Raw genomic sequence first — 21250 nt, 5'->3', positions numbered from 1 at the left:
AGGAACTATTATGAAGAGTTTAAAGGAAGAATAAAATTAGAATGCTGTTTCAAGTGATATGGGGATCATTTTGTGTGGGAATTGATTACTATGCATTAAAATCATATTCATAATGTAATCATTGGATGGGTAAGGGGTAATGGCAGATTTTAAGGTTTCTAAGTCATTAATGTCGCAATACTCGGAAATATAACCCATGCCGTAAAACTTCCCTTTTTCTATCCACAAACAACTTTTTTCATCTTCCGATCTTCCATTGTCAATTAAAGCAAAAGAAGGTAACAAATCTTGTAATTCCTTAATTGCCCTTTTCACCCTAAAATTGTAAAGTGCGGCACTTTCTTCACCTATACAGGCTCCTTGGCAAGTGCCATCTGTGTGACCAGTGCAGGCAAATTTTGGCGTTTGAATGAAACACAATTTTTCACAAAGGGAATGTTCACTGGCAATGTTTCTTAATAATTGATGTCCTTCTAATAAATTATTAAAACTGTATAGCACCGTTCCATTTTTTCGATATTTATCAATACCTAAGCGGATATATCCATTTTGATCTTCGAAACTATACAACGAGTATTTCTGTTCGAAGCGTTTCATTGCTCTATTATTTTCTGGCCAAAGCTTTTTAATTTCTGCTGCCTCTAAAATAAAAGCCATTAATTCTGTTCCACAGGTCTGAAAATCTATACTATGAATAGACCTTAAAAAATTCTGTCGTTGCATGCTAATACTATGTCCAGTAAAATGAGTGCACACTCTCTTTTTAAGTTGTTTCGCTTTGCCAACATAAATTACTTTTCCCTTCTGATCTTTAAAATAATATACCCCAGGAGTATTTGGTAATTTATCTATTTCGCTTTTTTGCAAATTCGGTGGTAAAGCTTGCTCTGCTGAAGTTCTTTTTAAGGTATCGTTAATTACGCCATTAGCATCTTTTTCAATCAGCATTGCTAATAAAATGGCTGTTGCAGCTGCATCACCACCAGCTCTGTGTCTATTGTTTAAAGAGATGGATAGGGAGGTGCAAAGTTTGCCTAAACTATAGGAAGGTAAGCCGGTAAATATTTTACGACTAAGCCTTACTGTACATAGTTTTTTACTGTTTAAACTATACCCGCAAGCTTCTAAGTGATGACGAACAAAAGAATAATCGAAATTTACATTGTGTGCTACAAATATTTTATCGTGTAACAAACTATAAATTTTAGCAGCTACATCTCTAAAATCAGGAGCATTTTCTACCATTTCATTATCTATTCCAGTTAATGCTTGTATGTGTATTGGAATATGCTGATGTGGGTTGATTAGCGTTTCATAACTTTCGATAACTTCTTGACCATTATGAATGTATATGGCAATTTCTGTAATGCCATGAGCGGCTGCATAGCCACCAGTGGTTTCGATATCTACAACTGCATACAACATAAATTATTCAATGGTTAAACAAATATATACTAAAAAAATTAGTATTGAAATTATTTCCGATTAAAAATTGATGGGCATATAAACAAGTGAAAAGAGAGGATGAAAAAAAATAAAAAAAAATTAAGCACTATACAATAAACTAAATAAATGAGCGTCTATATATACGAGAGCGTTAATTTAGATGGCGGGGATAGAGCAATAGCTTTATCTCCGTCTCTTTTTTGGGGCAATTTGAAATACAGAGAATTAGGTATTGTATCTCTTTCTATTATCTTATATCTTAGTTGCTTATCCTAAAAAATGCAACATAAATTACTTCTATTCCTATTATTTTCACCCGCTTTATTTGGTTCCATCTTACCTTGGGAGTACGTAAAATTGGATGAAAATGCTTCAATTTCCTTTCCCTCCAAACCTGATAAAACTATATTCGAAGGAAAACAGGTATGGATTGCATCAGTAGATTCTACAGCACAGTGCATGGCAATGATTACCGATTTAAAAAAAATGGGTCTAGATGCGAATACATTGAATGAACGTTTAAAACGGAAAGAGACGTACCAAACCATTAAAGGTGGAATGTTAAGAGGCAGCCCTGGCGCTATTGCATTAAGCGAATCAATTACCACCTTTAAAGGTAAACCAGCTTATATCTTAAAACTCGATTTAAAAGGTGAAAAAGAAGACTTCAGCATTGCCTATATCTTGACTGTTTATGTAAATGTTAAAATGTATACGTTCACATTTATGGAGAAATACCAAAACCCACACGAGGCTGATAAGAACAAATTTTGGAATTCTTTAAAATTTGAATAAAAAAATTAAATACTGTACAATAAACTAAAGAAACGAGCGTCTATATATACGAGAGCGTTAATTTAGATGACGGGGATAGGGCTAAGGCTTTATCCCCGTTTCTTTTTTAAGTAAAAGAAACACAGTGGATATAAGCAGATTAAGCCTAATAAAAATCCACCAAGCGTATCAGAGAACCAATGTGCGCCTAAATAAATTCTAGAGAAAGCAATGGTGGCGATGAAAAAAGCGGAAAAATAAGTTACTATTCTTCTGGTAATTAAAGGAAGATGATTTAGTTTTCTCATTAAGAAGATCATAAACCCAAAAAATAGTACATACGAAAGTACATGCCCGCTTGGGTAACTCTGAAACCTGTTTATTTCTACTAAACGCACATAAAATGCCGTTGGACGAGGCCGATCAATTATATTTTTTATCCCTAAAATTAATAATCCAGAAAGTAAAATAGAAAGTGTAAAATAGGCTTCACGCTTATATTTAAAATGATAAAATAGCATGGCAACCAAAACTACCATCAATAAGGAATAAGGTAGCTCGCCAAAAAAACTAACACCTAACATAATTTTATCTAAACTATCAGAGTGATATTTTTGAACAAATAAGGAAATTTTATGATCAAGCGTTGGGATGGGATGATCAACAATAAATAGACTAAGCAGAATAAAGCTGGTAATTAACGCCAATAAAGTAATTAACAAGACAATACGTTTCTGCTGCATCCGAATTTTTTCAGGTTGGTTAAATTCAAAGTTAATGAAATTATTTTGGGGCATTAATGAACTGAAATTAAAAAAGCCCCAGATTTCGCTGAGGCTTTAATGAGAGACATTTATTTAGTAATTAATTTGCTTTATTCCATATTTCCGTAGGAATTGCATCTTCACACGGGCATTTGGCTTTATTAATGATAATTTGTTTAATAGAAAGAGAAATCTTGTTGGCGTAATCTTTAAAACCTTCCTCATTCATACTACTTCTAGCCATAGCAGCTGCTGCACAAAACGACCATAACTGCGCATCTTTCTTATCTGTAGTCATTTTAGCCTTATAGCGTTCTGCCATTGCATAATACGTTTTAAATTGCTCGTTATTTGCAGTTGCATCGCCTTTGCTTAGCCGAATAGTGTATCTACTGTTATCCACATTAGGTTTGAAGGTTTGAATGGTAGCAGGATCTATCACCTCAATGCGGTAATCTATTTTATTTGTGGGATGAATAAATCTAAATACATTTCCTTCCAATCTTGTATAAACAGAAGTTCTATTCGGTTCAATTAAGGTCAAACTGTTTTGATCATAATTAATGGTAACAGTATAATAACCATCTTCTGTGGTGTATTGCCCTGATGTTAGTTTAATTTGTGCGTGTGCCGAACCCAACACAAAAACTAGCAGTATAACTAAGAAAGCTCTCATGGACATTGTGCCTTTCTTCTATTTGCCTCATCGAAGTTATTGGCATCATTACAACCGTATGTTCTAGCAAAATATTCCCAATTTGCTTTACAGGTTGCAGATAACCTATTCGGAATTTGAATAGTGTTTTTTGAGCCAATAGGGCAAGTGTAGGAGTAGGTATAAGTTGAATTGTCAACTTTTTTAACTTCTTCTTCTTCAGGCTCTGCCTCAAATAATTCGCAACTTGCCATTAACATGGGCAGTGCCATTGCAAATAATAAAAATTTCTTAGTCTGTTCCATAGCTATTTGTTTTATCTGTTTAATTATAGATTAAAATTAGCTAGACAAAGATTGTAGTGCAATACTCATTTTTAGGTATTTTGCATAAAAACTGGCTTAAGATAGCCTAGAACGCAGAAATATATTTTCTATGATGGTATACTATTTAAATAATCTATTTTAGTTTCATAAAACCAATATGATTTTTATGCTTCACAAAACCAAAGTTCTATTTCTAGCTCTATTTTCAATGGCGTTTAGCTATAAAGTAATGGGACAATCTAAACTAGCTGCAAAGTTTGATGCTGAGAAAATGCAGTTTATAGGTACAAAACATCAACAAGCCACTTATCTACTACGCTATGTTCAAAAATATGCTCACTTAGGAGATACCTTAAAAACATTACCCCCTTTCTTAAATTCGATTTTAAATGGAGATATTAAGGTAGTACGCAAAAAGGCGCTTAAAAAATATTTAAGCACAGCAAATATTACTGATGAAGAAATCGGAGGATCTTTGGATTCGGCAATATGTTCAGTCGACGGAATAAAAGCAAGTTATTTTGTAATTCACGATACGAGTAATTTTTTAGCAGACTCTACTTCTTTTCCAACGAACATAGATTCTGTTTCTTGGAGTGGGAATAGACTAGATAATAAACGTACTTTTAAGCTTACCCATATCTTCATCAATAGACTAGGGGCCTCAATAACCTCAAATGATTTAAGCCGACAAATTCACGCTACTAAATTCGAAAGTCCTACAAAAAACCCTTTATTGACTAAAAGTGTTGTCGGTAGCTTTATACATATCGAAGTGATACAGCCACGTATTGCCGACCCTGGTAAAAAGAATGATGCCATTGCCATAAAACCTGGCTTTACTGATCTTCAATATAAAAGATTAGCGTTGATATATATTGCAGCTAGTTTAAGAAAAGGAGAGTGGTTAATTCCAACTTTTCATGCCGTTTTAGATGATGGCATTCCTGATGGGCATGACGATCCTCAGAACTTTGAATTAGAAAAGTTTGATGCACAGATACAAATGCTAGTTCATTTGTTAAAGTAAGTGGTAAATGCCCCTTTATTAATGAAAGAGGGGTTTTTGCTTTTAAGTTTATGGACTTTCCTTAACAGAATTCACCTTTTCGTTGCAGTCGAAGGGCTTTGCGTTGAGGTCGAAGGGCTTTGCGTTGAGATCGAAAGGCTTTGCGTTGAAGTCGAAGAGCTTTGCGTTGAAGTCGAAGGGCTTTGCGTTGAGGTCGAAGGGCTTTGCGTTGAAGTCGAAAGGCTTTGCGTTGAAGTCGAAAGGCTTTTCGTTGAAGTCGAAGAGCTTTGCGTTGCAGTCAAAGGGCTTTGCGTTGAAGACAAAGTGTATTTTCCATTGAAAAATCAGATCTAACGCATGTGTATAGCTTGTGACCTAAACGAATGAATTTAAATTATTCTTTAGCTGTAACCTGAATTTAAGTATAGACGTCATAGCATGATGACATCTTTTATGAAAATACAACTGACTTTTAAAAACCTGCTGCTGTTTATCATTTTCTTCTTTTTGATGCATGAATTGCATGAGCTAACACACATCATAACTGGGAGAATGATATGTGGTTGTTGGGGAACTCGAGACTTTAATGTTTGGAGTACGTGTGCAGACTGTCAATCTAGTTATGCAGTTGCAGCAACATTTGCTGGACCATTATTTACTTTTATATTCCTATGGTTGGGATGGTATTTGTTAAAATATGGCAAAACACCACAACATCAATCCTATGGACTGCTATTCATTTTAGGAAACATGCAATTCGGCCGAATGTTTATGGCTGCTACGGGAAGTGGGGATGAAGTTTGGGGTTTACGTTCTTTGTTTTTAAATGCAGATCACTCGAATTTCCTAATGATTAAAGTTATCGCATTCTTAATCGTGAGTTGTATCTGTTTACCGCCCTTAATTACAGTATATAAAGCGATAGCAAATCAAAAGAAGGTTTTAATATTCATTGCTTTCCTGGTTATCCCATTGATTTTAGATACCGTAGTAATACTAATGGCATTGAATGGAATTTTAACCAAAGGGTTTTTAAATCAAGTTTGGATAATGGGTACACCGCTTTTAATTACACTTTGGTTTTTGTTTTGCGCCTTAGTTGTTGGTATAAACTTTAAATCCTTGGGGAGCTTTGCTAAAGCTAATTAAAAGAAAAAGCCATCCTTTGGGATGGCTTTAAGATTTGTGGAGCCGAAAGAACTAATTAAATAACTTGTAAACTTATGTGACTTTTTGTTTTTGGTTTGCGAATTAGTTGTGATTTTTTTCATTTAGCCTATCAATCTCCTTACCCTGATGCTCTACAACATCCCAAAGTTTTGAAAAATTTTTCTTCAATATTGCAACCTCGGTAATCAAAGCCTGTTCTCTATCCATTATTTCAGATAGTAATAATGGTGTTGGTTTCAACTTCCCTGCTTTATTAATTGGACTTCCAATATTATCCAGTAGCCATTGCTTATTTAACTGGAATTTGTCTATCAATTTTTTGATTATCTCCGAGTTGATAGGATCAATACCATTTTCCATCCTGCTTATGCCAGCCTGACTGATGTTTAATTCTTTCGCCGCTTCAACACCACTTCTTGAAATATATTTCTTCCTGAAAGTTTGAAACCTTCCAGCTATCCCTAAATTATGTTTAATTACCATGTTATTGTTGTATTGTTTCTGAAAATCCAAAAATTAATTGATCTGTTTGTGATACTACTGTACAATTACCCAAATGATGGTGGTGATATCCACCCCTTATATATGTAAATAAAATATCTTCATAAATAGCATCAGACATTATTAATTCAATTGCTTTGCATTGTTTAGTTATTCGAGTATAATTTGGAGCTTTAAGGTTTAATACTAAAACTCCATACCCTTCATCTATTCTTGCACCAACCATTATACAATCCATTTTTTCAGGATACCATCCAACATTAAAACCTCTCTTTGGCCAAAGTGGAGTGCCAAACATAAAACTATCATGTAATATGTGCATGGCAGCAGTAATTGCTCGCTGAACTAAATTTTGTTTTTGTATATAGAGTTTGGCCTTGGTCATAATTAAAACCAATCATATTTATTCACTTCGCCAATTAATTCTCCTTTATAAAAATTAAAATGGTAATTTCCTAATATGCTAGCTCCATAATCATTTTTACCATAACATTGAATGCTTATCCCATAATACATTACAGCTTTATTTTTAACTTTTTGGTATTCTTTAATAACCAGGTTCAATGTGTCTATTGATTTTTATATCTTTTGAATTTATTGTCAGTACTATCGATAGATATAATTTCATTTTTATAATAGTTAACATCATCGCTAGCGGTACTTATCCTGCTTTGCGCCTCATCATAATAACTATGTGCATATATGCTTGACTTCATCAATTTATAGCTATATGGGTCTTTAAAATTGTTTTCTACATATACGTTTTTAAACCACTTCAATGCCTGAGCTTTTGTGGACTGAATTTCAGTTAACTTAGTTTGGGTTTTCTTCTTTACCTGCCCAAATGCAATAGCTGGTGCAAGTAATAATATTAGTAATAAGTTTTTCATAATTATGCTCCTTTATCTATCCATCCTTGTATTAACCAAAGATTTTTAATTTTACTAATCGGTACTTCAAAATCATCAAATTCTTTATTTGCACTTTTCAAAAGGAACTTGTTTTTGTGGTCATCAGCTTTCCTGATGTATTTAAATACCTCTGAACGTTTTCAAAATTGTTGCGACAATATAGGTATATGATGTAAGATATATTGTTTATTTTACGATTGGACACTAAAAAAGCCCCTATCTTGTGATAAGGGCTAGTTTATTGTGGAGCCGAAGGGGTTCGAACCCTTGTCCAGTTGTGTGATAAATTATGCCTTCTACATGCTTATTTTCCAATTAGTTGTCGGGATCAGTCGGGCTGGAAACCGACCTTAACATTCTCCTTAGGTACTTTGTTTCGCGAATGTATTGTACCCTACAAAAGCTAGCATTGTTATTTCGATGCCTCTATTACTAACCTAACAATGCAGCAGTTAGCGAGACAAAAGCCATTTAATTCTAAATTAAGCAGCTAAGGCGTAGTTATTTTCGCCAATTATTGTTTTGAACGTTCTCTTTTAAGTGCTCTCCGTACAACGCACTGCATGCTAACATACTTAGCTCCACCCTGTCAAATCCAAAACGGCCCCATATTCAGTTATAGTTTTAAGTTATCGGTCTCGAACAAAACCTTAAACAAACCTTAACTGGGTTACAAATATACAAATAAAATGCCAAATAAGAGCTAATAACTGTTGTTTAGCATCTAAAACTGCAAATTGAAATTGGATGAATAAACTTAAAATCGATGTTGGAAGCTGATGGCTACATCGTATTCATTTTCCTTTTTACCAGCAACGTATTCTTCTTGATTGTAGGTTCCCAAAATACCAATTACATTTCTTTTCCATAACAAACGCTGGTAACCTAGGCTAAAACGGAATGAATTGGTGTTTAATCGTTCTGAAAATTCAAAGTTTCTCGTTCTGTCATCAGGAGAAATACCCGTACCAATAATTGCTGTAAAATAATCATCACCAGTTGCCAAGTAATATCTACTAGTAAGCGTATAAGATTGTGATACTTGCCCATCATTTGGGGTAATAAAAGCCCTTAAGTTTAGCCAATAATTACCAAGATATTTACCAACAGAACCACTATAACTTAACAAACCGTCTGTTTTATATTGGTAACGAAGTCCTAACTCACCTTCCCAACCTTTCTGGAAACTTCTTAAATAAGAATAAGCTGCCCTATACTTTTGAAAGATAGCGGCGTTAGAATAAGCAAAATTAACAAACGAATAGCCATTTTTATGTTTAGGATAAGCTTCAACTTCAAACTGATAGCCATGTGCATAAGAGCGATCTGCATAATTTACCCTGCCAATGATGGTTCCAAACTTGGTTTTTCTGCCATAATAAACGTTCCACAAATTCCATGTTTTCTTGTCTTCCTTTTCAAAAAAAGTAGGGTTGTAAGTAATACTGATCTTATTGACCAGGTTTGCTATGTCTTGTTCATTTTCTTGACGATCTAAACTCTTAAGATAAGCCAAGGCATCTACATTGTTTGGTGATTGTTGCAATACATAATTAAATGCAACTCTTGCACTGTCTGGTTGTGCAGTAAGTTTATACAACCTACCCAAAAGTAACCTTACATCGGTATAATCCGGACTAATTACTAAGGCCTGTTTAGCTATTTGTAATGCCTTAGGGTAATTATTGGTCACATTGGTCTCGAAAATAGCTTGTTTTAATAACTGATCTACATCAACTTTCTGTGCAAAAACTGTTGAAAACGTTAGGTTAAATAAGAGCAATAAGCAATAGCTATAATTTATCTTTTTATTCATTTGGAATTTGTGTTTTAGTTTTTCTAGTAAATCTGTTCTTAAATCCGGATCGTCCCATATTACCCCAACTTAATTTTTTACCAGTTATAGCATAGAAATCGCCTTTAATGGCAAAGAATACAACCAGAGGATGATAAAATATAGGTTCTAGCAAGGCTACACAACAGAGTTTAAATACTTCCATTTTAGAACTATACTGTTTATAGATTAGCTCATCCCAAAGTATTGCAAAAACGGTGATGGTAACAGAAAAGGTGTAAACATAGATTAAAAGAATAATGGCGTATTCCCAATTAATTTGACCTGTAGCAGCCATATATATGTAATATAGAATACCAGTAGCTTCTATAATTGGAGCTAACCATTCGAAAATTAACCAGTAGGGAAAAGAAATCATTCCAAAAACCCCGTATTTGGGATTGAATATTGCCTTTTTATGTAGCCAAAGATTTTGTGCTAAGCCTCTGGCCCATCGGGTACGCTGATCACCATATACTTTAAGTTTTGCAGGTACTTCTGTCCAACATAAAGATTCTGGAATATATTTGACTGCATATTTTTCCTTTTGGTCATGCATGTACATTCGCATTCTAGTTATTAATTCCATGTCCTCACCAAAAGATTTATGATCTTATCCTCCTGCATTAATAGCCACTTCTTTATCAAACATGCCCAAACCTCCACTCACTAGCATTAAACCATTAATTTTACTCCAAGCCATTCTGCCTAATAAAAAGGCCCGAATATATTCTAACTCCTGAAATAAGGGAAGGTATTGATTTGGTATTTTTACCTTAACTAAAAAGCCATTCTTTATTTCGCAAGAGTTAGATATTCTGATCGCTGCACCGGTGGCAATGATTTTTGTGGGCGATTCTATAAATGGCTTGATTAATTTTAGCAAAGTGTCTTTGTGGATCACACAATCTACATCCGTACAAAGAAAATAGGGGTATGAAGAAACATTTATGCCTGCATTAGAAGCATCGGCTTTGCTTTTTCCATTTTCTTTATCTACTACCAATAAGTTAAAAAAAGCAGGATTAGATGAACGGAAAATCTGTTTAACACGTTGTGTTACAATTTGTTCATTATAAGCAAATTCAATTACCACTAAATCAAACTCTTCAATCATTTTTTGTAAAGTGTGATCTGTACTGCCATCGTTAATGATAATAACTTCAAACTTTGGGTAGTTAAGGGCTAGTAAGGAATGTACATTACTGATAATATTTAAACCTTCATTATAGGCAGGTGCAATAACAGATATCCCTGGAGAATAAGGTGAAGCTAATATTGAATTTAACGCAATGTAGTGCTGTCTTTTAAGATAAACCCTTATTTCGATGATAGATAATACCACCAACATGCCATAAGAGAGCATAAGGGCGGTGGCATAATCGAACATAAATACTTCATAGAATCTCTGTAAGAATTTAAAAGTTTCATTCCACATTAGTTTCTAATTAGGGTGTTTGTACAATGTTCAATAATTTTATAGTGTAAGGGTGAAAGACCTACTGCTTCTGCTAACAATTTTTCTTTATCAAATAAAGGATAGATGGCCAGGGCACAACCTGCAACCTTAATGATAAAAAAATCTTCAGATTGTAAGAACTGTTCTTTTAAAAAGTCAAAGCTTTTGCCGCTGCCAATATTACCAATAGCGGTTAATAACCTAAGCTGCACTTTTAAACTTTCGGTAGGGTATTTTGCAATCATATCACTTTCAGCGGCCTGTACATTAAGGTTACCCAAGGCGGTAATTGCTTCCTTTTTGATTTTCTCTGCTGGATGGTTCATGAGCTGAATTAATACTGGAGTTACATCTAGCATTTGATAGTATACTACTAATTTGATGGAGAAAGACACGACCGACTCGTTGGTAGAGTTTAAAAATGGAACAATATCTGGCCGAGAAAGCTCAGGTGAATTAGTAATGATTTCATATAATATAATCTGATGCCATTCCAGTAATTCTTCTGAAGCATTACTTAGAAAGGCAAATGGATCAGCCTTATTTAATCTTAGAAATGCAGCTTGTGCTTCAATTCTTAAATCATGATTCTTAGTGTTTAACAAAGGGTCTATTAATTCACTCATGGTCGAATCGGTTTGCATTTCTTGGATTTCTCTCAGTCCTTTAGCTTTTAATTCCCATTTACCATGTTTAACTTTTTTGATGGCACTTTCTATAAGATTCAATCTACCGAAAAGTATATTGAGTAATCTTTCTGTGCTATCTGTAAAGTTTTTATGGTAAAAAATAATTTGATCAATTACTACTTGTTTTACCAATTTGTTTTCTAATGTTATATGATTGATCCTTGCAGTTAATTGCTTAAAAGCAGATTCTGATAATTGATCTTGCAACATTAAATTTTCTGTTAGTTCTGTATTTACTAATCTATTGGCTACTTTAATGCGCATGTCTCTATAAGAGGAGGACATTCTCTCAAACGCTAAAAGTGCATTAACCAAAAAGAATAGGCAGATTGAGAACACAATCATAACTAGGGCAATTTGTATAAACAAAGGATACCCTAGTAGGTGTTGTTGTATTATTTGCATGAAATTTTGTTGAGATTAAGCGCTGCGTAATTGTGTTAATTCACCAACAAATACTTTTAATTTAGTTAACAATACATTTAAAGCGACAGGCTTTTTAAGAAAGTCATTGGCACCAATAGAAAGTGTTTCTACTATGGTATGTTCATCACTTAATGATGAAAGTACTAGAATTGGTGTTTCAGCATTGCGTTTATCATCTCTGATGTTTACAATCAATTCGAAACCAGATACAAACGGCAGCATTAGATCGACCATGATAGTATCATACTTGTTTTTTGCGATCAACTTCGCAGCTTCATCTCCGTCACAGGCTATATCTACCTGGAAATTTTCCTTTTCAATGCGTTGTTGCAAAAAGGATAACAACAATACTTCATCTTCCACTATTAAAATCTTTTTCATAAAATATTATTGTAATTATATAATGAAATTGTTACAACTACTGTGCCGTGTAACATTTAGTAATTATAAAATTAAGCTGTTGAGGTTGTACGATATTCTAAGATTGTTTCTTGATTGTTATAATGTATTGAAATACAATTCATTAAATATAAGAAAAAGACAAGTTTTAATTTTTTGAGATAAAAGTAATTCGAACACCCTTAAGTTGTATGGTTAAACCTTTTGAAATAATCAAAATCATACTATACCTCAAGAAGGTGCATTTAAGTCTAGAAACAGCTTTTTGTTGATTGGGAGGAGGTGAATAAGGGCAAATACCTTACTCACCTAAAAGGTATTGGTTAATAATCGGAATAATCAGTAGGATATAAAAAAAGTGTTGTGTTTTTAGAAACATTGTGCTGGTATTGAGGCAAACCACTAATTTTCTTGTACTCCACACCAAATGCTGCCCAATGTTTATCACGATCTGCCTTATTGTTAAAGGAAGTAAGATACATTAAATTTGGCATGTGGCTTCCAGCAATAACTTGTCCATAAAAAATGGCATTGAAATCTAATTTTGTAAAGATGTCCATTTCCGCTTCATTGAACATGTTAATTTTATTATTAGATAATTTTTCGGTTGCAGCTTCGTAGCTTCTTAACTCATAAACTCGTTCTGCTTTAGGCGAGCTTAACTTTGGAAGCTTAGGTGCAGGCATTCCTTTAAAAGCTTCAAGAATGATGTTCTCTATCCTTAAATAAGGTGCCTGATTGTATGTTGCATCAAGATATGCTTTTCCCTTTATTAGATAATTTTTATCTTTTGATAAAGCTTTTTCTAATTCTACCAGTTTATTTAATTTCTGAGCAGGTATAAAAACATAGATTAATTGCTCTACTGTGTCTAGAGCTATTGGTTTAAATACACCTACAGATTTAAATCCTTGACTGTGTAGGGCAGGAAGGTAAGCATCTCTTAAATAACTTTCTGTAAGTTCACGTTGCCTTTCTCCTTTTAAGTGATAAACTTTTAGCTGATAATAATATGGAGATTGTGCCCAGACAGTACCTGCAACTAATAAAATCAATAAAAGGCTAAAACATAATTTCAGACGCATAATACTATTTTAAGTTTAATAAACTGCAACTAAACTGTTCTCCCTGGATATTGCTGTAAAGCTAATTCCAAACAATCCATCGCTGCATTTAAGTCGTCCGTATTTAAAACATAAGCCATACGCACTTCGTTTTTACCACTTCCTGGGCTAGAATAAAAACCTGTTGCAGGTGCCATCATTACCGTTGCACCATTATGGTCAAAACTCTCTAACATCCACTGACAAAAAGCATCAGCGTCATCAATAGGGAATTTAGCTACCACATAAAATGCGCCACCTGGGTTAGGGCAAAACACACCCTCAATGTTATTTAAGCGTTTTACTAAAGTATCTCTACGTAACGTATATTCTTTATTTACTTCCTCAAAATAACTATCAGGTGTATCAACAGCTGCGGTTCCTGCAATTTGTTCAACCATACCCGGACTTAATCTTGCTTGTGCGAATTTTAACCCTGAAGCAATTACTTCCTTGTTTTTAGTAATTAGACAGCCTAAACGAGCTCCACAAGCACTGTAACGTTTAGAAACCGTATCCATAATCACTACGTTTTCATCTAAACCATCTAAGTGCATTGGTGAAATGAACTCACGGCCATCGTAGCAAAATTCACGATAAGCTTCATCAGAGAACAAGAATAAATCGTATTTTAAACACAACGCTTTTAACGCCTCTAATTCCTCTCTAGCGTATAAATATCCCGTAGGGTTATTCGGATTGCATATAATGATCGCCTTCGTTTTATTGGTAATTAATTTCTCGAACTCTGCAATAGGAGGCAATGCAAAACCATTTTCTATGTACGATAAAATAGGTTTAACAACTACATTACTCATACAAGCGAAACCATTGTAGTTTGCATAAAAAGGTTCTGGAATTATAATTTCGTCACCTTCATTTACACAAGTTTGCATAGCAATGGTAATGGCTTCAGAACCACCAACCGTTACTAAAATATTCTCTGGTGTAATGTTATACCCTAATTTATTGTAATATTCAGTTAATTTTTTTCTGTAGGCTAGTGTTCCCTCAGATGGGGTATAGGCCCAAACATCAAAATCTATATTTTTAATGGCATTTAGCATACCTTCTGGTGTAGCGATATCTGGCTGACCAATGTTTAAATGATATACCTTTTTACCTGCTGCTTTGGCTTTATCTGCAAAAGGAGTAAGTTTTCTAATTGGTGATGCGGGCATTTGAAGCCCTTTTTCTGAAATTTTTGGCATGCACAAAAATAAAAAACCCCATGATATAATCGGGGTTTTAAATGTAAAATAATAACGATACTAAAAAACCCCGTAATAAAACGGGGTTTAAATGTAATGGATTTAAAAGTTATCACCTATGTGATACTTTATTAAGTAATTATAAAATTTTATTTGGTGCTTCCTTCTACTGATTCACCTTTAATGTATAATACCTTAGTTGTAGTTCTGGCATTAGAGGTTAATGTAATTGCCTTATTAAATGGCAAAGGAGATCCTGCGGGGGTTAAAGTTACTTTTACGAAACCTTTCTCACCTTTTTTAACAGGAGTTTGAGTATATTCTCCAACGGTACAGCCGCACGTAGTTTCTACCTTTGTAATAATAAGAGGAGCATCACCAATGTTTGTAAAATTAAAGGTATAAACAACTGGTTTATTTAAAGTTACCTTTCCAAAATCATGGGTTTCAGTATCAAATTTAAACTCGGCAGGCTTAGTCTGTGCATTTACACCTACTACAGTACCTACTATCAGAAAGGCTAACAGAATTAATTTTTTCATGGTCATTTCGCTTTTAACAAATTTACTATATAAAAGGTTAAAACAAAAAGTATTCCAAATATTATTTGCCCAGCTTTTTAAAGCATAATTAGAAAGAATTGTATCTTTGTCGCCTAACCATAATTGCTTATGATGTCAGATGGAAAGCTTACCACTAATCAGATTGATACTTCAGAATTAAGTTTCGATGACTTTAAGTTAATCGTAATTAACGACTATAAAATAGCTTTCGAGAGCCGTCAGGCTAGTTTGCTTGGTCGAAAGGAAGTATTAACGGGTAAAGCAAAGTTTGGCATTTTTGGGGATGGTAAAGAAGTTCCGCAAATAGCGATGGCAAAAGCCTTTAAAAAAGGTGACTGGCGCTCAGGCTATTACCGCGATCAAACTTTTGCATTTGCAACCGGAATTTCCACAATAAAGGAATTTTTTGCTCAGTTATATGCAAATCCAAGTGTTGAAGCAGATCCTTCTTCTGCAGGTAGACAAATGAATTGTCACTTTGCTACACGTTCTCTAAATGATGATGGTTCTTGGAAAGATTTAACAGATATTAAAAACTGTTCTTCAGATATTGCGCCAACAGGTGGACAAATGGCTAGATTGGTAGGTTTGGCTTATGCATCTAAACTGTTTAGACAAAACCCAGAGTTAGATTACCTTAAAAACTTTTCTGTAAATGGAAATGAAGTTGCTTTTGGTACAATTGGCAATGCTTCGACTTCAGAAGGTGTTTTCTTTGAGGCGTTTAACGCAGCTGGAGTTTTACAAGTGCCAATGGCTGTTTCGGTTTGGGATGATGGTTATGGAATTTCTGTGCCTGCAAAATACCAAACTACAAAAGAAGATATTTCAGAAATATTAAAAGGGTTTCAGCGAGAAGAAGGAACTAACGGATATGAAATTTTTAAGGTAAAAGGTTGGGATTATCCCGCTTTATGCGAAACTTACCAAAGAGCAATTGATGTGTGTAGGGCAGAGCATGTACCTGTTTTAATACACGTTACCGAGGTTACACAACCACAAGGTCATTCTACTTCTGGCTCACACGAGCGATACAAAGAAAAAGACAGATTAGAGTGGGAGAAAGAGCACGATTGTATTTTACAAATGCGCAAATGGATGATTGAATCAGCTATTTCGACTGATGAAGATTTAACTGCATTAGAAGAGGAAGCTAAAACATTTGTCCGTAATACGCAAAAAGAAGCTTGGAACGAGTTTTTAGAAAGCATCAAACAAGAGCAAAGTGAAGTGATCAATATGATTAATGCTTTTGCAAATGGCAACCCGATATTAACTAAAATTTCTGCTCAATTAGCTTCAACACCAGATGCTTTAAGAAGAGAAGTGATTTCATCTGCTAGAAAAGCAATTCGTCAGAGTATTAATATGCCGTCAGCAGAACGTGATGTTCTGGTAAAATGGTATCAGAAACAAGCGGGAATCAACGAAGAAAAATACAGTTCTAAGTTATTCACCGAAGGAAAAGAAAGCCCATTCTTAGTAAATGTTGTTCCTGCTGAGTATAACGACAACAGCAAAATGATTGATGGTAGAGAGTTGCTAAATGCATGCTTTGATTCTAACTTTGGTAGAGATCCGCGTTTAGTTGCTTTTGGTGAAGACTTAGGAAATATAGGTGACGTAAATCAAGGTTTTGCAGGCTTACAAGCTAAGTACGGTGAATTAAGAGTAACAGATACAGGTATAAGAGAAATGACCATTATAGGTCAAGGAATTGGTTTAGCCATGCGTGGTTTACGTCCAATTGCTGAAATACAATATTTAGATTATTTGTTATTTGCCTTAAACATTTTAAGCGATGATTTAGCTAGTTTATCTTACCGTACCAAAGCTGGACAGAAAGCACCAGTTATTGTACGTACACGTGGTCATCGTTTAGAAGGTGTTTGGCACTCAGGTTCGCCAATGGCAGTAATTTTGGGTTCTTTACGAGGATTACATATTTGTGTTCCGCGTAACATGACACAGGCTGCAGGCATGTACAACACCCTTTTTAGATCTGATGAACCTGCATTAGTCATAGAATGTTTAAATGGCTACCGTCTGAAAGAAAAATTGCCAGACAATGTTGGCGAGTTTACCATTCCTTTGGGTAAAGCTGAAATTATTAAATCTGGAACAGATTTAACAGTAGTTACGTATGGTTCTACACTTCGTATTGTTGAAGAAGCGGCAGAAGAATTGGAACAATTAGGAATATCTATTGAAATTATAGATCCGCAAACTCTTTTACCGTTTGATATTGATCAACTTTGCAAAAAATCGCTACAAAAAACGAATAAACTGTTAGTGGTTGATGAAGATGTACCAGGTGGTGGAACTGCATTTATTTTGCAGCAAATTTTAGAAGAGCAACAAGGATATTATTTATTGGATGCTCAACCTAAAACATTAACAGCAAAAGCACATCGCCCGCCTTATGGTTCTGATGGAGATTATTTTAGTAAGCCTTCGGTTGATGATGTAATTGAATCTGTGTATGCGATGATGAATGAAAGCAATCCACACCAATTTCCAGATTTGTTTAACTAATCAACAATTCTTTCGATAAGCTATAAAAATAACTTATATTGATCCATTCAACCCTATTGGATCATTTTATGCTATTAACCTTTTTTTTAGAACAGAAGACTGTTCTTAAATTCACCTGTATTTTATATTAAAGGATGAATTATAAATTTACGTTCTCTTTCTCAAAAATATATTTACTTAGTTGTTGTTTGTTTTTTATCAGCATTGGAACATTTGCGCAAGTAAAATCGCCTCAATTAAAATTAGATAGCTTATTAAAAGTTAATGGAAGCCATGTAAAACAAGATTCAGTAAAATTGGTAATCTTAAAAGAAGTGTATTACCAATACATGCGAATGAAAAACTTCGATAAATCCGAAGAATTTGTAAATAAAACCGTCCTTTTAGCGAAAAAGTTAAACTTAAGAAGATTTGAAGCCCAAGCTTATTATAAGCTTGGAATGTTTTATCATGGTTTTACTAATTTTCAGAAAGCAGAAGAGAACTATAAAAAGGCGATAGAAGTTTATACAATAATAGATGATTTAGATTGGGTTGCAGGTACTTATTTAAATTTAGGTGCACTTTATACAGGTGTTCCCTATTATGTAAAGGCATTAGATGCTAATCAAAAAGCAATAGCAATTTTTCTGAAAAATGGTAATGAAATTGATTTAGCAAGCTGTTATGCTAATATTTCAGATATATACATGGATTTAGGGCAGCAAGATAATGCGCTAAACTATTTACAGAAAGCATTAAAAATATTTATAAAAGAAGACCCGAACGATCGTGGTGTAGCTGTAGTCTATCACAGCATTGGTCAGGCTTATTTTACAGCTTCAAACGAAAATCTGATTAAGATGGGAGTGAAACCAAGTCAAAAAAATGCACTTGCAATAGAGAATTATAACAGATCATTAAAAGTTGCACAAGCAAATGATGATCAAACTGTTATTGGGCCATTAAACAAAGATTTTGGGGAAGTATATGAAGCAATGGGTGAAAAAGATTTGGCACTTAAAGCATATCAAAAAGCAAATGAAATTAATTCAAAAGCAGATCATAAAGATGATTACGCGTATAGTTTATTGGCGCTAAGTAATTTTTATGAAAAAGATAAAGAATATAGTAAAGCTGAAAATCTTTTAATTGAAGCCTTAAAAATTGGACAACAAAGCAACTTATTAAACGTGCAAAGAGATGCATATTTGAATTTAAGTTCAATAGATGAAAAGCAAGGTGATTTTAACCAATCGCTCAAAAATTATAAACAATATATAGTAATAAAGGATCAAATTTTTAACCAAGAGAAAGAAAAAGAAATTATTCGGCGACAACTACAAATCGATTTTGGTGTAAAGGAAAAGGATTATCAGTTGAAACAACAATTAACAAATGTAGAATTGCAGAGGCAAGTTTTATTGGCAAAACAGCAGCAACAAGAACTTGCATTAAGCGATCAGGAAAAAACATTGCAACGCCTAACATTCCTTAAAAAACAAGCTGATTTAGAAAACGAAAAGAAATTTCAAACTAATTTATTGAAGCAACAACGACTAAAAGCACAATTAGATAAAGAGATAAAAGATAAGCAGATTGGGTTGCAGAGAACAGAATTAAAGTTTAATAGAAACGTAAATTTAATTTTAGGAATATTAGCTTCAATTTTATTAGCATCTGCATTGTTTGTCTATTATACACAGCGTAAAACGGCCAAGTTGAATAAAATAGTATCAGAACAAAAAGCAGAATTAGAAAAACTTGGCAAAGTAAAAGATCGCATATTTAGTGTGGTTAGTCACGATATGAGAACTCCTGTAAACTCGTTAATTTCGTTTACACAATTGTTAGAAGATGGAAACATCAGTCAACAAGAGTTAACAAAATATGCAGGGCTTTTAAAAACTACATTAGGCTATACTTCATCCATGATGGAAAATCTGTTGAATTGGGCCTCAAGCCAAATGCAAGGTTTTAAACCTATTATAGAAAAATTTGATGTTCAACTTTGCGCCCAAGAAGTAGTGAGTGCACTCCATGCCATTGCAGTTCAAAAGAATATTACAATTGTAAATGAGATTAAATCTGGCAGTATGTGTTTGGCAGATATGAATATGACAGCTTTGATTTTGCGTAATTTACTTAGTAATTCAATTAAGTTTACTGCAAAAAATGAAACAATTAAACTCTCTTCACAGTCAGTGAATAATATGATGGCTATTGCGGTACGAGATAATGGTGTTGGTTTACTGAAAAATCAAGTTGATAATTTTAATAATTCTGGTTACCAAGAGATAGGAAAAAGTACATTGGGTACCAATAAAGAAAAAGGTACAGGTATTGGCTTGATATTGTGCCAAACGTTTACAACTTTAATGAATGGTTCTTTGCATGTTGAAAGCGAGGAGAATAAAGGAAGTGTTTTCACCTTATCCTTACCTAAAGCCTAATTAACCATAATCTACATCTTCAACATCTATACCTTCATCGACTATCTTCTTAGCTTCATCGACTAACTAAAAAATAACAACAAATTTTTTAGAAATTGTACGAATTCAGTATTACAAAGATTGATTTTGAACAATGAGTATTACAAAAATGAAAGCGTACGGAAAATTCTTTGGTAATTTTTTTATCTACTTAGTGCACCAAGGGATAAGTAAGGATAGAATGGTTAAACGGTCAAAATAGTTATGGTTTATGCCTTGAAATAGTTTTATTAGCTATTTTTTCTACTAATTCTTGTCGATTTGTTAAGCTTACAGGAACAGCATTATTGTAATTTAATATAATTTCGTTGTTTGTAATAGTAGAAACCTGATTTAGATTAATGATATACTGTTTGTGGACTCTTATGAAAAAAGCAGGAAGTTGACGTTCTAAATTTTTTAGATTTACTAATGTTATATGCTTATCATTCGCAGTATAGATCTTAGAAAAATCGCCCATACTTTCAATATAAATTACATCATCATAATTTAATCTAGTAAAGCCCTTAGTTTCTTTAATAAAAAAATGAGTATCTGTTTCTGCTATTGGAACAGGATTACTATTTAAATTTGCCAATTTTTTAAGGTCTAAATATTCTATAGCTTTTGTACTAGCTTTTAACAAACGCTCGAAAGTGGCAGGTTTTACAATAAAATCTAATGCATCTAGATTAAAACTTTCAGCAGCATATTCAGTAAACGAAGTAATAAAAATGAAAACAGGAGCATTTTTTATACTTTTTAATAATCCCATTCCAGATAGTTCTGGCATGTCAATATCTGAAAATACAATATCTATAGGTTCATTAATTAATATTTCTGCTGCCTCTACGCCATTGCTGCAAACAGCTCGTATATCTAACGTATTAATTTTACGCAGATACATTTCGATAGCATCGCGTTCAATCTCATTATCATCTACTATTAAGCATTTATAGCTCATCATTAATGAATTAGTTAAGGATTGCTTAATTTAAGTTATTAAAAATCTAAAATTTATAAAT

22 protein-coding genes, 1 other RNA gene and 1 pseudogene are annotated in these 21250 nt (G+C 33.6%); 6 read left to right on the top strand and 18 right to left on the bottom strand.

The annotated features are described in order from the left end of the window. Positions 1 to 36 precede the first annotated feature (36 nt). The gene (locus ACHMWN_RS15540) at positions 37 to 1425 is read right to left on the bottom strand and encodes an exonuclease domain-containing protein (RefSeq protein WP_397302915.1); all 1389 of its coding nucleotides are present in this window, start codon (positions 1423 to 1425) and stop codon (positions 37 to 39) included. A 300-nt stretch (positions 1426 to 1725) separates the two neighbouring features. On the opposite strand from ACHMWN_RS15540, the gene ACHMWN_RS15535 reads away from it, so the two are divergent. Further along, complete coding sequence (locus tag ACHMWN_RS15535; RefSeq protein ID WP_397302914.1) at positions 1726 to 2241, top strand: hypothetical protein; 516 nt, start codon at positions 1726 to 1728, stop codon at positions 2239 to 2241. A gap of 89 nt (positions 2242 to 2330) precedes the next feature. On the opposite strand, the gene ACHMWN_RS15530 is transcribed toward ACHMWN_RS15535, so the two are convergent. The 3 genes from ACHMWN_RS15530 to ACHMWN_RS15520 form a co-directional block, all read right to left on the bottom strand. After that, entirely contained in the window at positions 2331 to 3017 is a 687-nt protein-coding gene (locus ACHMWN_RS15530; protein ID WP_397302912.1) for a phosphatase PAP2 family protein, read from the bottom strand. Positions 3018 to 3084: 67 nt separating this feature from the next. Then, positions 3085 to 3660, bottom strand: a complete 576-nt coding sequence (locus tag ACHMWN_RS15525; RefSeq protein WP_397302909.1) for a hypothetical protein — start codon at positions 3658 to 3660, stop codon at positions 3085 to 3087. After that, positions 3657 to 3944 carry a hypothetical protein gene (locus ACHMWN_RS15520; RefSeq protein WP_397302907.1) on the bottom strand — a complete coding sequence of 96 codons (288 nt, stop codon included), beginning with the start codon at positions 3942 to 3944 and terminating at the stop codon, positions 3657 to 3659. The genes ACHMWN_RS15525 and ACHMWN_RS15520 overlap by 4 nt, the downstream gene beginning before the upstream one ends. 187 nt (positions 3945 to 4131) lie before the next feature. Here ACHMWN_RS15520 and ACHMWN_RS15515 point away from each other — a divergent pair, with 187 nt between their 5' ends. The 3 genes from ACHMWN_RS15515 to ACHMWN_RS15505 all read left to right on the top strand — a co-directional run bounded on the left by ACHMWN_RS15515 (position 4132) and on the right by ACHMWN_RS15505 (position 6123). Then, on the top strand, positions 4132 to 4995 hold the full coding sequence (locus ACHMWN_RS15515; RefSeq protein ID WP_397302905.1) for a hypothetical protein: 864 nt from the start codon (positions 4132 to 4134) through the stop codon (positions 4993 to 4995). Positions 4996 to 5016: 21 nt separating this feature from the next. Beyond that, positions 5017 to 5328, top strand: coding sequence for a hypothetical protein (locus ACHMWN_RS15510; protein ID WP_397302903.1), 312 nt, complete (start codon positions 5017 to 5019; stop codon positions 5326 to 5328). Positions 5329 to 5427: 99 nt separating this feature from the next. Continuing rightward, entirely contained in the window at positions 5428 to 6123 is a 696-nt protein-coding gene (locus ACHMWN_RS15505) for a hypothetical protein (RefSeq protein WP_397302901.1), read from the top strand. Between the two features lie 102 nt (positions 6124 to 6225). On the opposite strand, the gene ACHMWN_RS15500 is transcribed toward ACHMWN_RS15505, so the two are convergent. From ACHMWN_RS15500 to ACHMWN_RS15440, 13 genes and pseudogenes are all read right to left on the bottom strand, one after another. Then, complete coding sequence (locus ACHMWN_RS15500; protein WP_397302899.1) at positions 6226 to 6627, bottom strand: helix-turn-helix domain-containing protein; 402 nt, start codon at positions 6625 to 6627, stop codon at positions 6226 to 6228. A 1-nt stretch (position 6628) separates the two neighbouring features. Continuing rightward, complete coding sequence (locus ACHMWN_RS15495) at positions 6629 to 7030, bottom strand: hypothetical protein (protein ID WP_397302896.1); 402 nt, start codon at positions 7028 to 7030, stop codon at positions 6629 to 6631. A 2-nt stretch (positions 7031 to 7032) separates the two neighbouring features. Then, positions 7033 to 7209, bottom strand: a complete 177-nt coding sequence (locus ACHMWN_RS15490) for a hypothetical protein (protein ID WP_397302894.1) — start codon at positions 7207 to 7209, stop codon at positions 7033 to 7035. 5 nt (positions 7210 to 7214) lie between these two features. After that, a complete protein-coding gene (locus tag ACHMWN_RS15485; protein ID WP_397302892.1) occupies positions 7215 to 7535 on the bottom strand; it encodes a hypothetical protein in 321 nt (106 codons plus the stop codon). A 262-nt stretch (positions 7536 to 7797) separates the two neighbouring features. Further along, positions 7798 to 8164, bottom strand: a transfer-messenger RNA (tmRNA) gene (gene ssrA, locus ACHMWN_RS15480). A 149-nt stretch (positions 8165 to 8313) separates the two neighbouring features. Continuing rightward, positions 8314 to 9372, bottom strand: a complete 1059-nt coding sequence (locus ACHMWN_RS15475) for a YaiO family outer membrane beta-barrel protein (protein ID WP_397302889.1) — start codon at positions 9370 to 9372, stop codon at positions 8314 to 8316. Further along, positions 9365 to 9985 (bottom strand): annotated as a pseudogene (locus ACHMWN_RS15470) (glycosyltransferase); the annotation flags it as partial. The pseudogene ACHMWN_RS15470 and the gene ACHMWN_RS15475, both read right to left, overlap by 8 nt. Before the next feature lie 18 nt (positions 9986 to 10003). Then, the gene (locus ACHMWN_RS15465) at positions 10004 to 10828 is read right to left on the bottom strand and encodes a glycosyltransferase family 2 protein (RefSeq protein ID WP_397302887.1); all 825 of its coding nucleotides are present in this window, start codon (positions 10826 to 10828) and stop codon (positions 10004 to 10006) included. Then, on the bottom strand, positions 10828 to 11943 hold the full coding sequence (locus tag ACHMWN_RS15460) for a HEAT repeat domain-containing protein (RefSeq protein ID WP_397302885.1): 1116 nt from the start codon (positions 11941 to 11943) through the stop codon (positions 10828 to 10830). The genes ACHMWN_RS15465 and ACHMWN_RS15460 overlap by 1 nt, the downstream gene beginning before the upstream one ends. A gap of 15 nt (positions 11944 to 11958) precedes the next feature. After that, positions 11959 to 12345, bottom strand: coding sequence for a response regulator transcription factor (locus tag ACHMWN_RS15455; protein WP_397302882.1), 387 nt, complete (start codon positions 12343 to 12345; stop codon positions 11959 to 11961). 341 nt (positions 12346 to 12686) lie between these two features. After that, complete coding sequence (locus tag ACHMWN_RS15450) at positions 12687 to 13448, bottom strand: NIPSNAP family protein (protein ID WP_397302880.1); 762 nt, start codon at positions 13446 to 13448, stop codon at positions 12687 to 12689. Between the two features lie 29 nt (positions 13449 to 13477). Then, positions 13478 to 14677, bottom strand: a complete 1200-nt coding sequence (locus ACHMWN_RS15445; protein WP_397302878.1) for a pyridoxal phosphate-dependent aminotransferase — start codon at positions 14675 to 14677, stop codon at positions 13478 to 13480. Positions 14678 to 14826: 149 nt separating this feature from the next. Next, on the bottom strand, positions 14827 to 15219 hold the full coding sequence (locus tag ACHMWN_RS15440; protein WP_397302875.1) for a DUF1573 domain-containing protein: 393 nt from the start codon (positions 15217 to 15219) through the stop codon (positions 14827 to 14829). Positions 15220 to 15348: 129 nt separating this feature from the next. On the opposite strand from ACHMWN_RS15440, the gene ACHMWN_RS15435 reads away from it, so the two are divergent. Both ACHMWN_RS15435 and ACHMWN_RS15430 read left to right on the top strand, forming a co-directional pair. Further along, positions 15349 to 17775: a thiamine pyrophosphate-dependent enzyme gene (locus ACHMWN_RS15435; protein ID WP_397302873.1), complete on the top strand. Its 2427-nt coding sequence runs from the start codon at positions 15349 to 15351 to the stop codon at positions 17773 to 17775. Positions 17776 to 17963: 188 nt separating this feature from the next. Next, the gene (locus tag ACHMWN_RS15430; protein ID WP_397302871.1) at positions 17964 to 20207 is read left to right on the top strand and encodes a tetratricopeptide repeat protein; all 2244 of its coding nucleotides are present in this window, start codon (positions 17964 to 17966) and stop codon (positions 20205 to 20207) included. Positions 20208 to 20448: 241 nt separating this feature from the next. Here the strand turns inward: ACHMWN_RS15430 and ACHMWN_RS15425 are convergent, their stop codons facing one another. Continuing rightward, complete coding sequence (locus ACHMWN_RS15425; protein ID WP_397302868.1) at positions 20449 to 21192, bottom strand: LytR/AlgR family response regulator transcription factor; 744 nt, start codon at positions 21190 to 21192, stop codon at positions 20449 to 20451. Between the last annotated feature and the right edge of the window lie 58 nt (positions 21193 to 21250).

Source organism: Pedobacter sp. UC225_61, assembly GCF_044452285.1.
Lineage (GTDB): Bacteria > Bacteroidota > Bacteroidia > Sphingobacteriales > Sphingobacteriaceae > Pedobacter.
This window is presented reverse-complemented; position numbering and strand designations above follow the sequence as displayed.

Coding starts and splice junctions, on each gene's coding strand:
- ACHMWN_RS15540 (WP_397302915.1), bottom strand. CDS start 1,425: ATGTTGTATGCAGTTGTAGATATCGAAACCACTGGTGGCTATGCAGCC.
- ACHMWN_RS15535 (WP_397302914.1), top strand. CDS start 1,726: ATGCAACATAAATTACTTCTATTCCTATTATTTTCACCCGCTTTATTT.
- ACHMWN_RS15530 (WP_397302912.1), bottom strand. CDS start 3,017: ATGCCCCAAAATAATTTCATTAACTTTGAATTTAACCAACCTGAAAAA.
- ACHMWN_RS15525 (WP_397302909.1), bottom strand. CDS start 3,660: ATGAGAGCTTTCTTAGTTATACTGCTAGTTTTTGTGTTGGGTTCGGCA.
- ACHMWN_RS15520 (WP_397302907.1), bottom strand. CDS start 3,944: ATGGAACAGACTAAGAAATTTTTATTATTTGCAATGGCACTGCCCATG.
- ACHMWN_RS15515 (WP_397302905.1), top strand. CDS start 4,132: ATGCTTCACAAAACCAAAGTTCTATTTCTAGCTCTATTTTCAATGGCG.
- ACHMWN_RS15510 (WP_397302903.1), top strand. CDS start 5,017: ATGAAAGAGGGGTTTTTGCTTTTAAGTTTATGGACTTTCCTTAACAGA.
- ACHMWN_RS15505 (WP_397302901.1), top strand. CDS start 5,428: ATGAAAATACAACTGACTTTTAAAAACCTGCTGCTGTTTATCATTTTC.
- ACHMWN_RS15500 (WP_397302899.1), bottom strand. CDS start 6,627: ATGGTAATTAAACATAATTTAGGGATAGCTGGAAGGTTTCAAACTTTC.
- ACHMWN_RS15495 (WP_397302896.1), bottom strand. CDS start 7,030: ATGACCAAGGCCAAACTCTATATACAAAAACAAAATTTAGTTCAGCGA.
- ACHMWN_RS15485 (WP_397302892.1), bottom strand. CDS start 7,535: ATGAAAAACTTATTACTAATATTATTACTTGCACCAGCTATTGCATTT.
- ACHMWN_RS15475 (WP_397302889.1), bottom strand. CDS start 9,372: ATGAATAAAAAGATAAATTATAGCTATTGCTTATTGCTCTTATTTAAC.
- ACHMWN_RS15465 (WP_397302887.1), bottom strand. CDS start 10,828: ATGTGGAATGAAACTTTTAAATTCTTACAGAGATTCTATGAAGTATTT.
- ACHMWN_RS15460 (WP_397302885.1), bottom strand. CDS start 11,943: ATGCAAATAATACAACAACACCTACTAGGGTATCCTTTGTTTATACAA.
- ACHMWN_RS15455 (WP_397302882.1), bottom strand. CDS start 12,345: ATGAAAAAGATTTTAATAGTGGAAGATGAAGTATTGTTGTTATCCTTT.
- ACHMWN_RS15450 (WP_397302880.1), bottom strand. CDS start 13,448: ATGCGTCTGAAATTATGTTTTAGCCTTTTATTGATTTTATTAGTTGCA.
- ACHMWN_RS15445 (WP_397302878.1), bottom strand. CDS start 14,677: ATGCCAAAAATTTCAGAAAAAGGGCTTCAAATGCCCGCATCACCAATT.
- ACHMWN_RS15440 (WP_397302875.1), bottom strand. CDS start 15,219: ATGAAAAAATTAATTCTGTTAGCCTTTCTGATAGTAGGTACTGTAGTA.
- ACHMWN_RS15435 (WP_397302873.1), top strand. CDS start 15,349: ATGATGTCAGATGGAAAGCTTACCACTAATCAGATTGATACTTCAGAA.
- ACHMWN_RS15425 (WP_397302868.1), bottom strand. CDS start 21,192: ATGATGAGCTATAAATGCTTAATAGTAGATGATAATGAGATTGAACGC.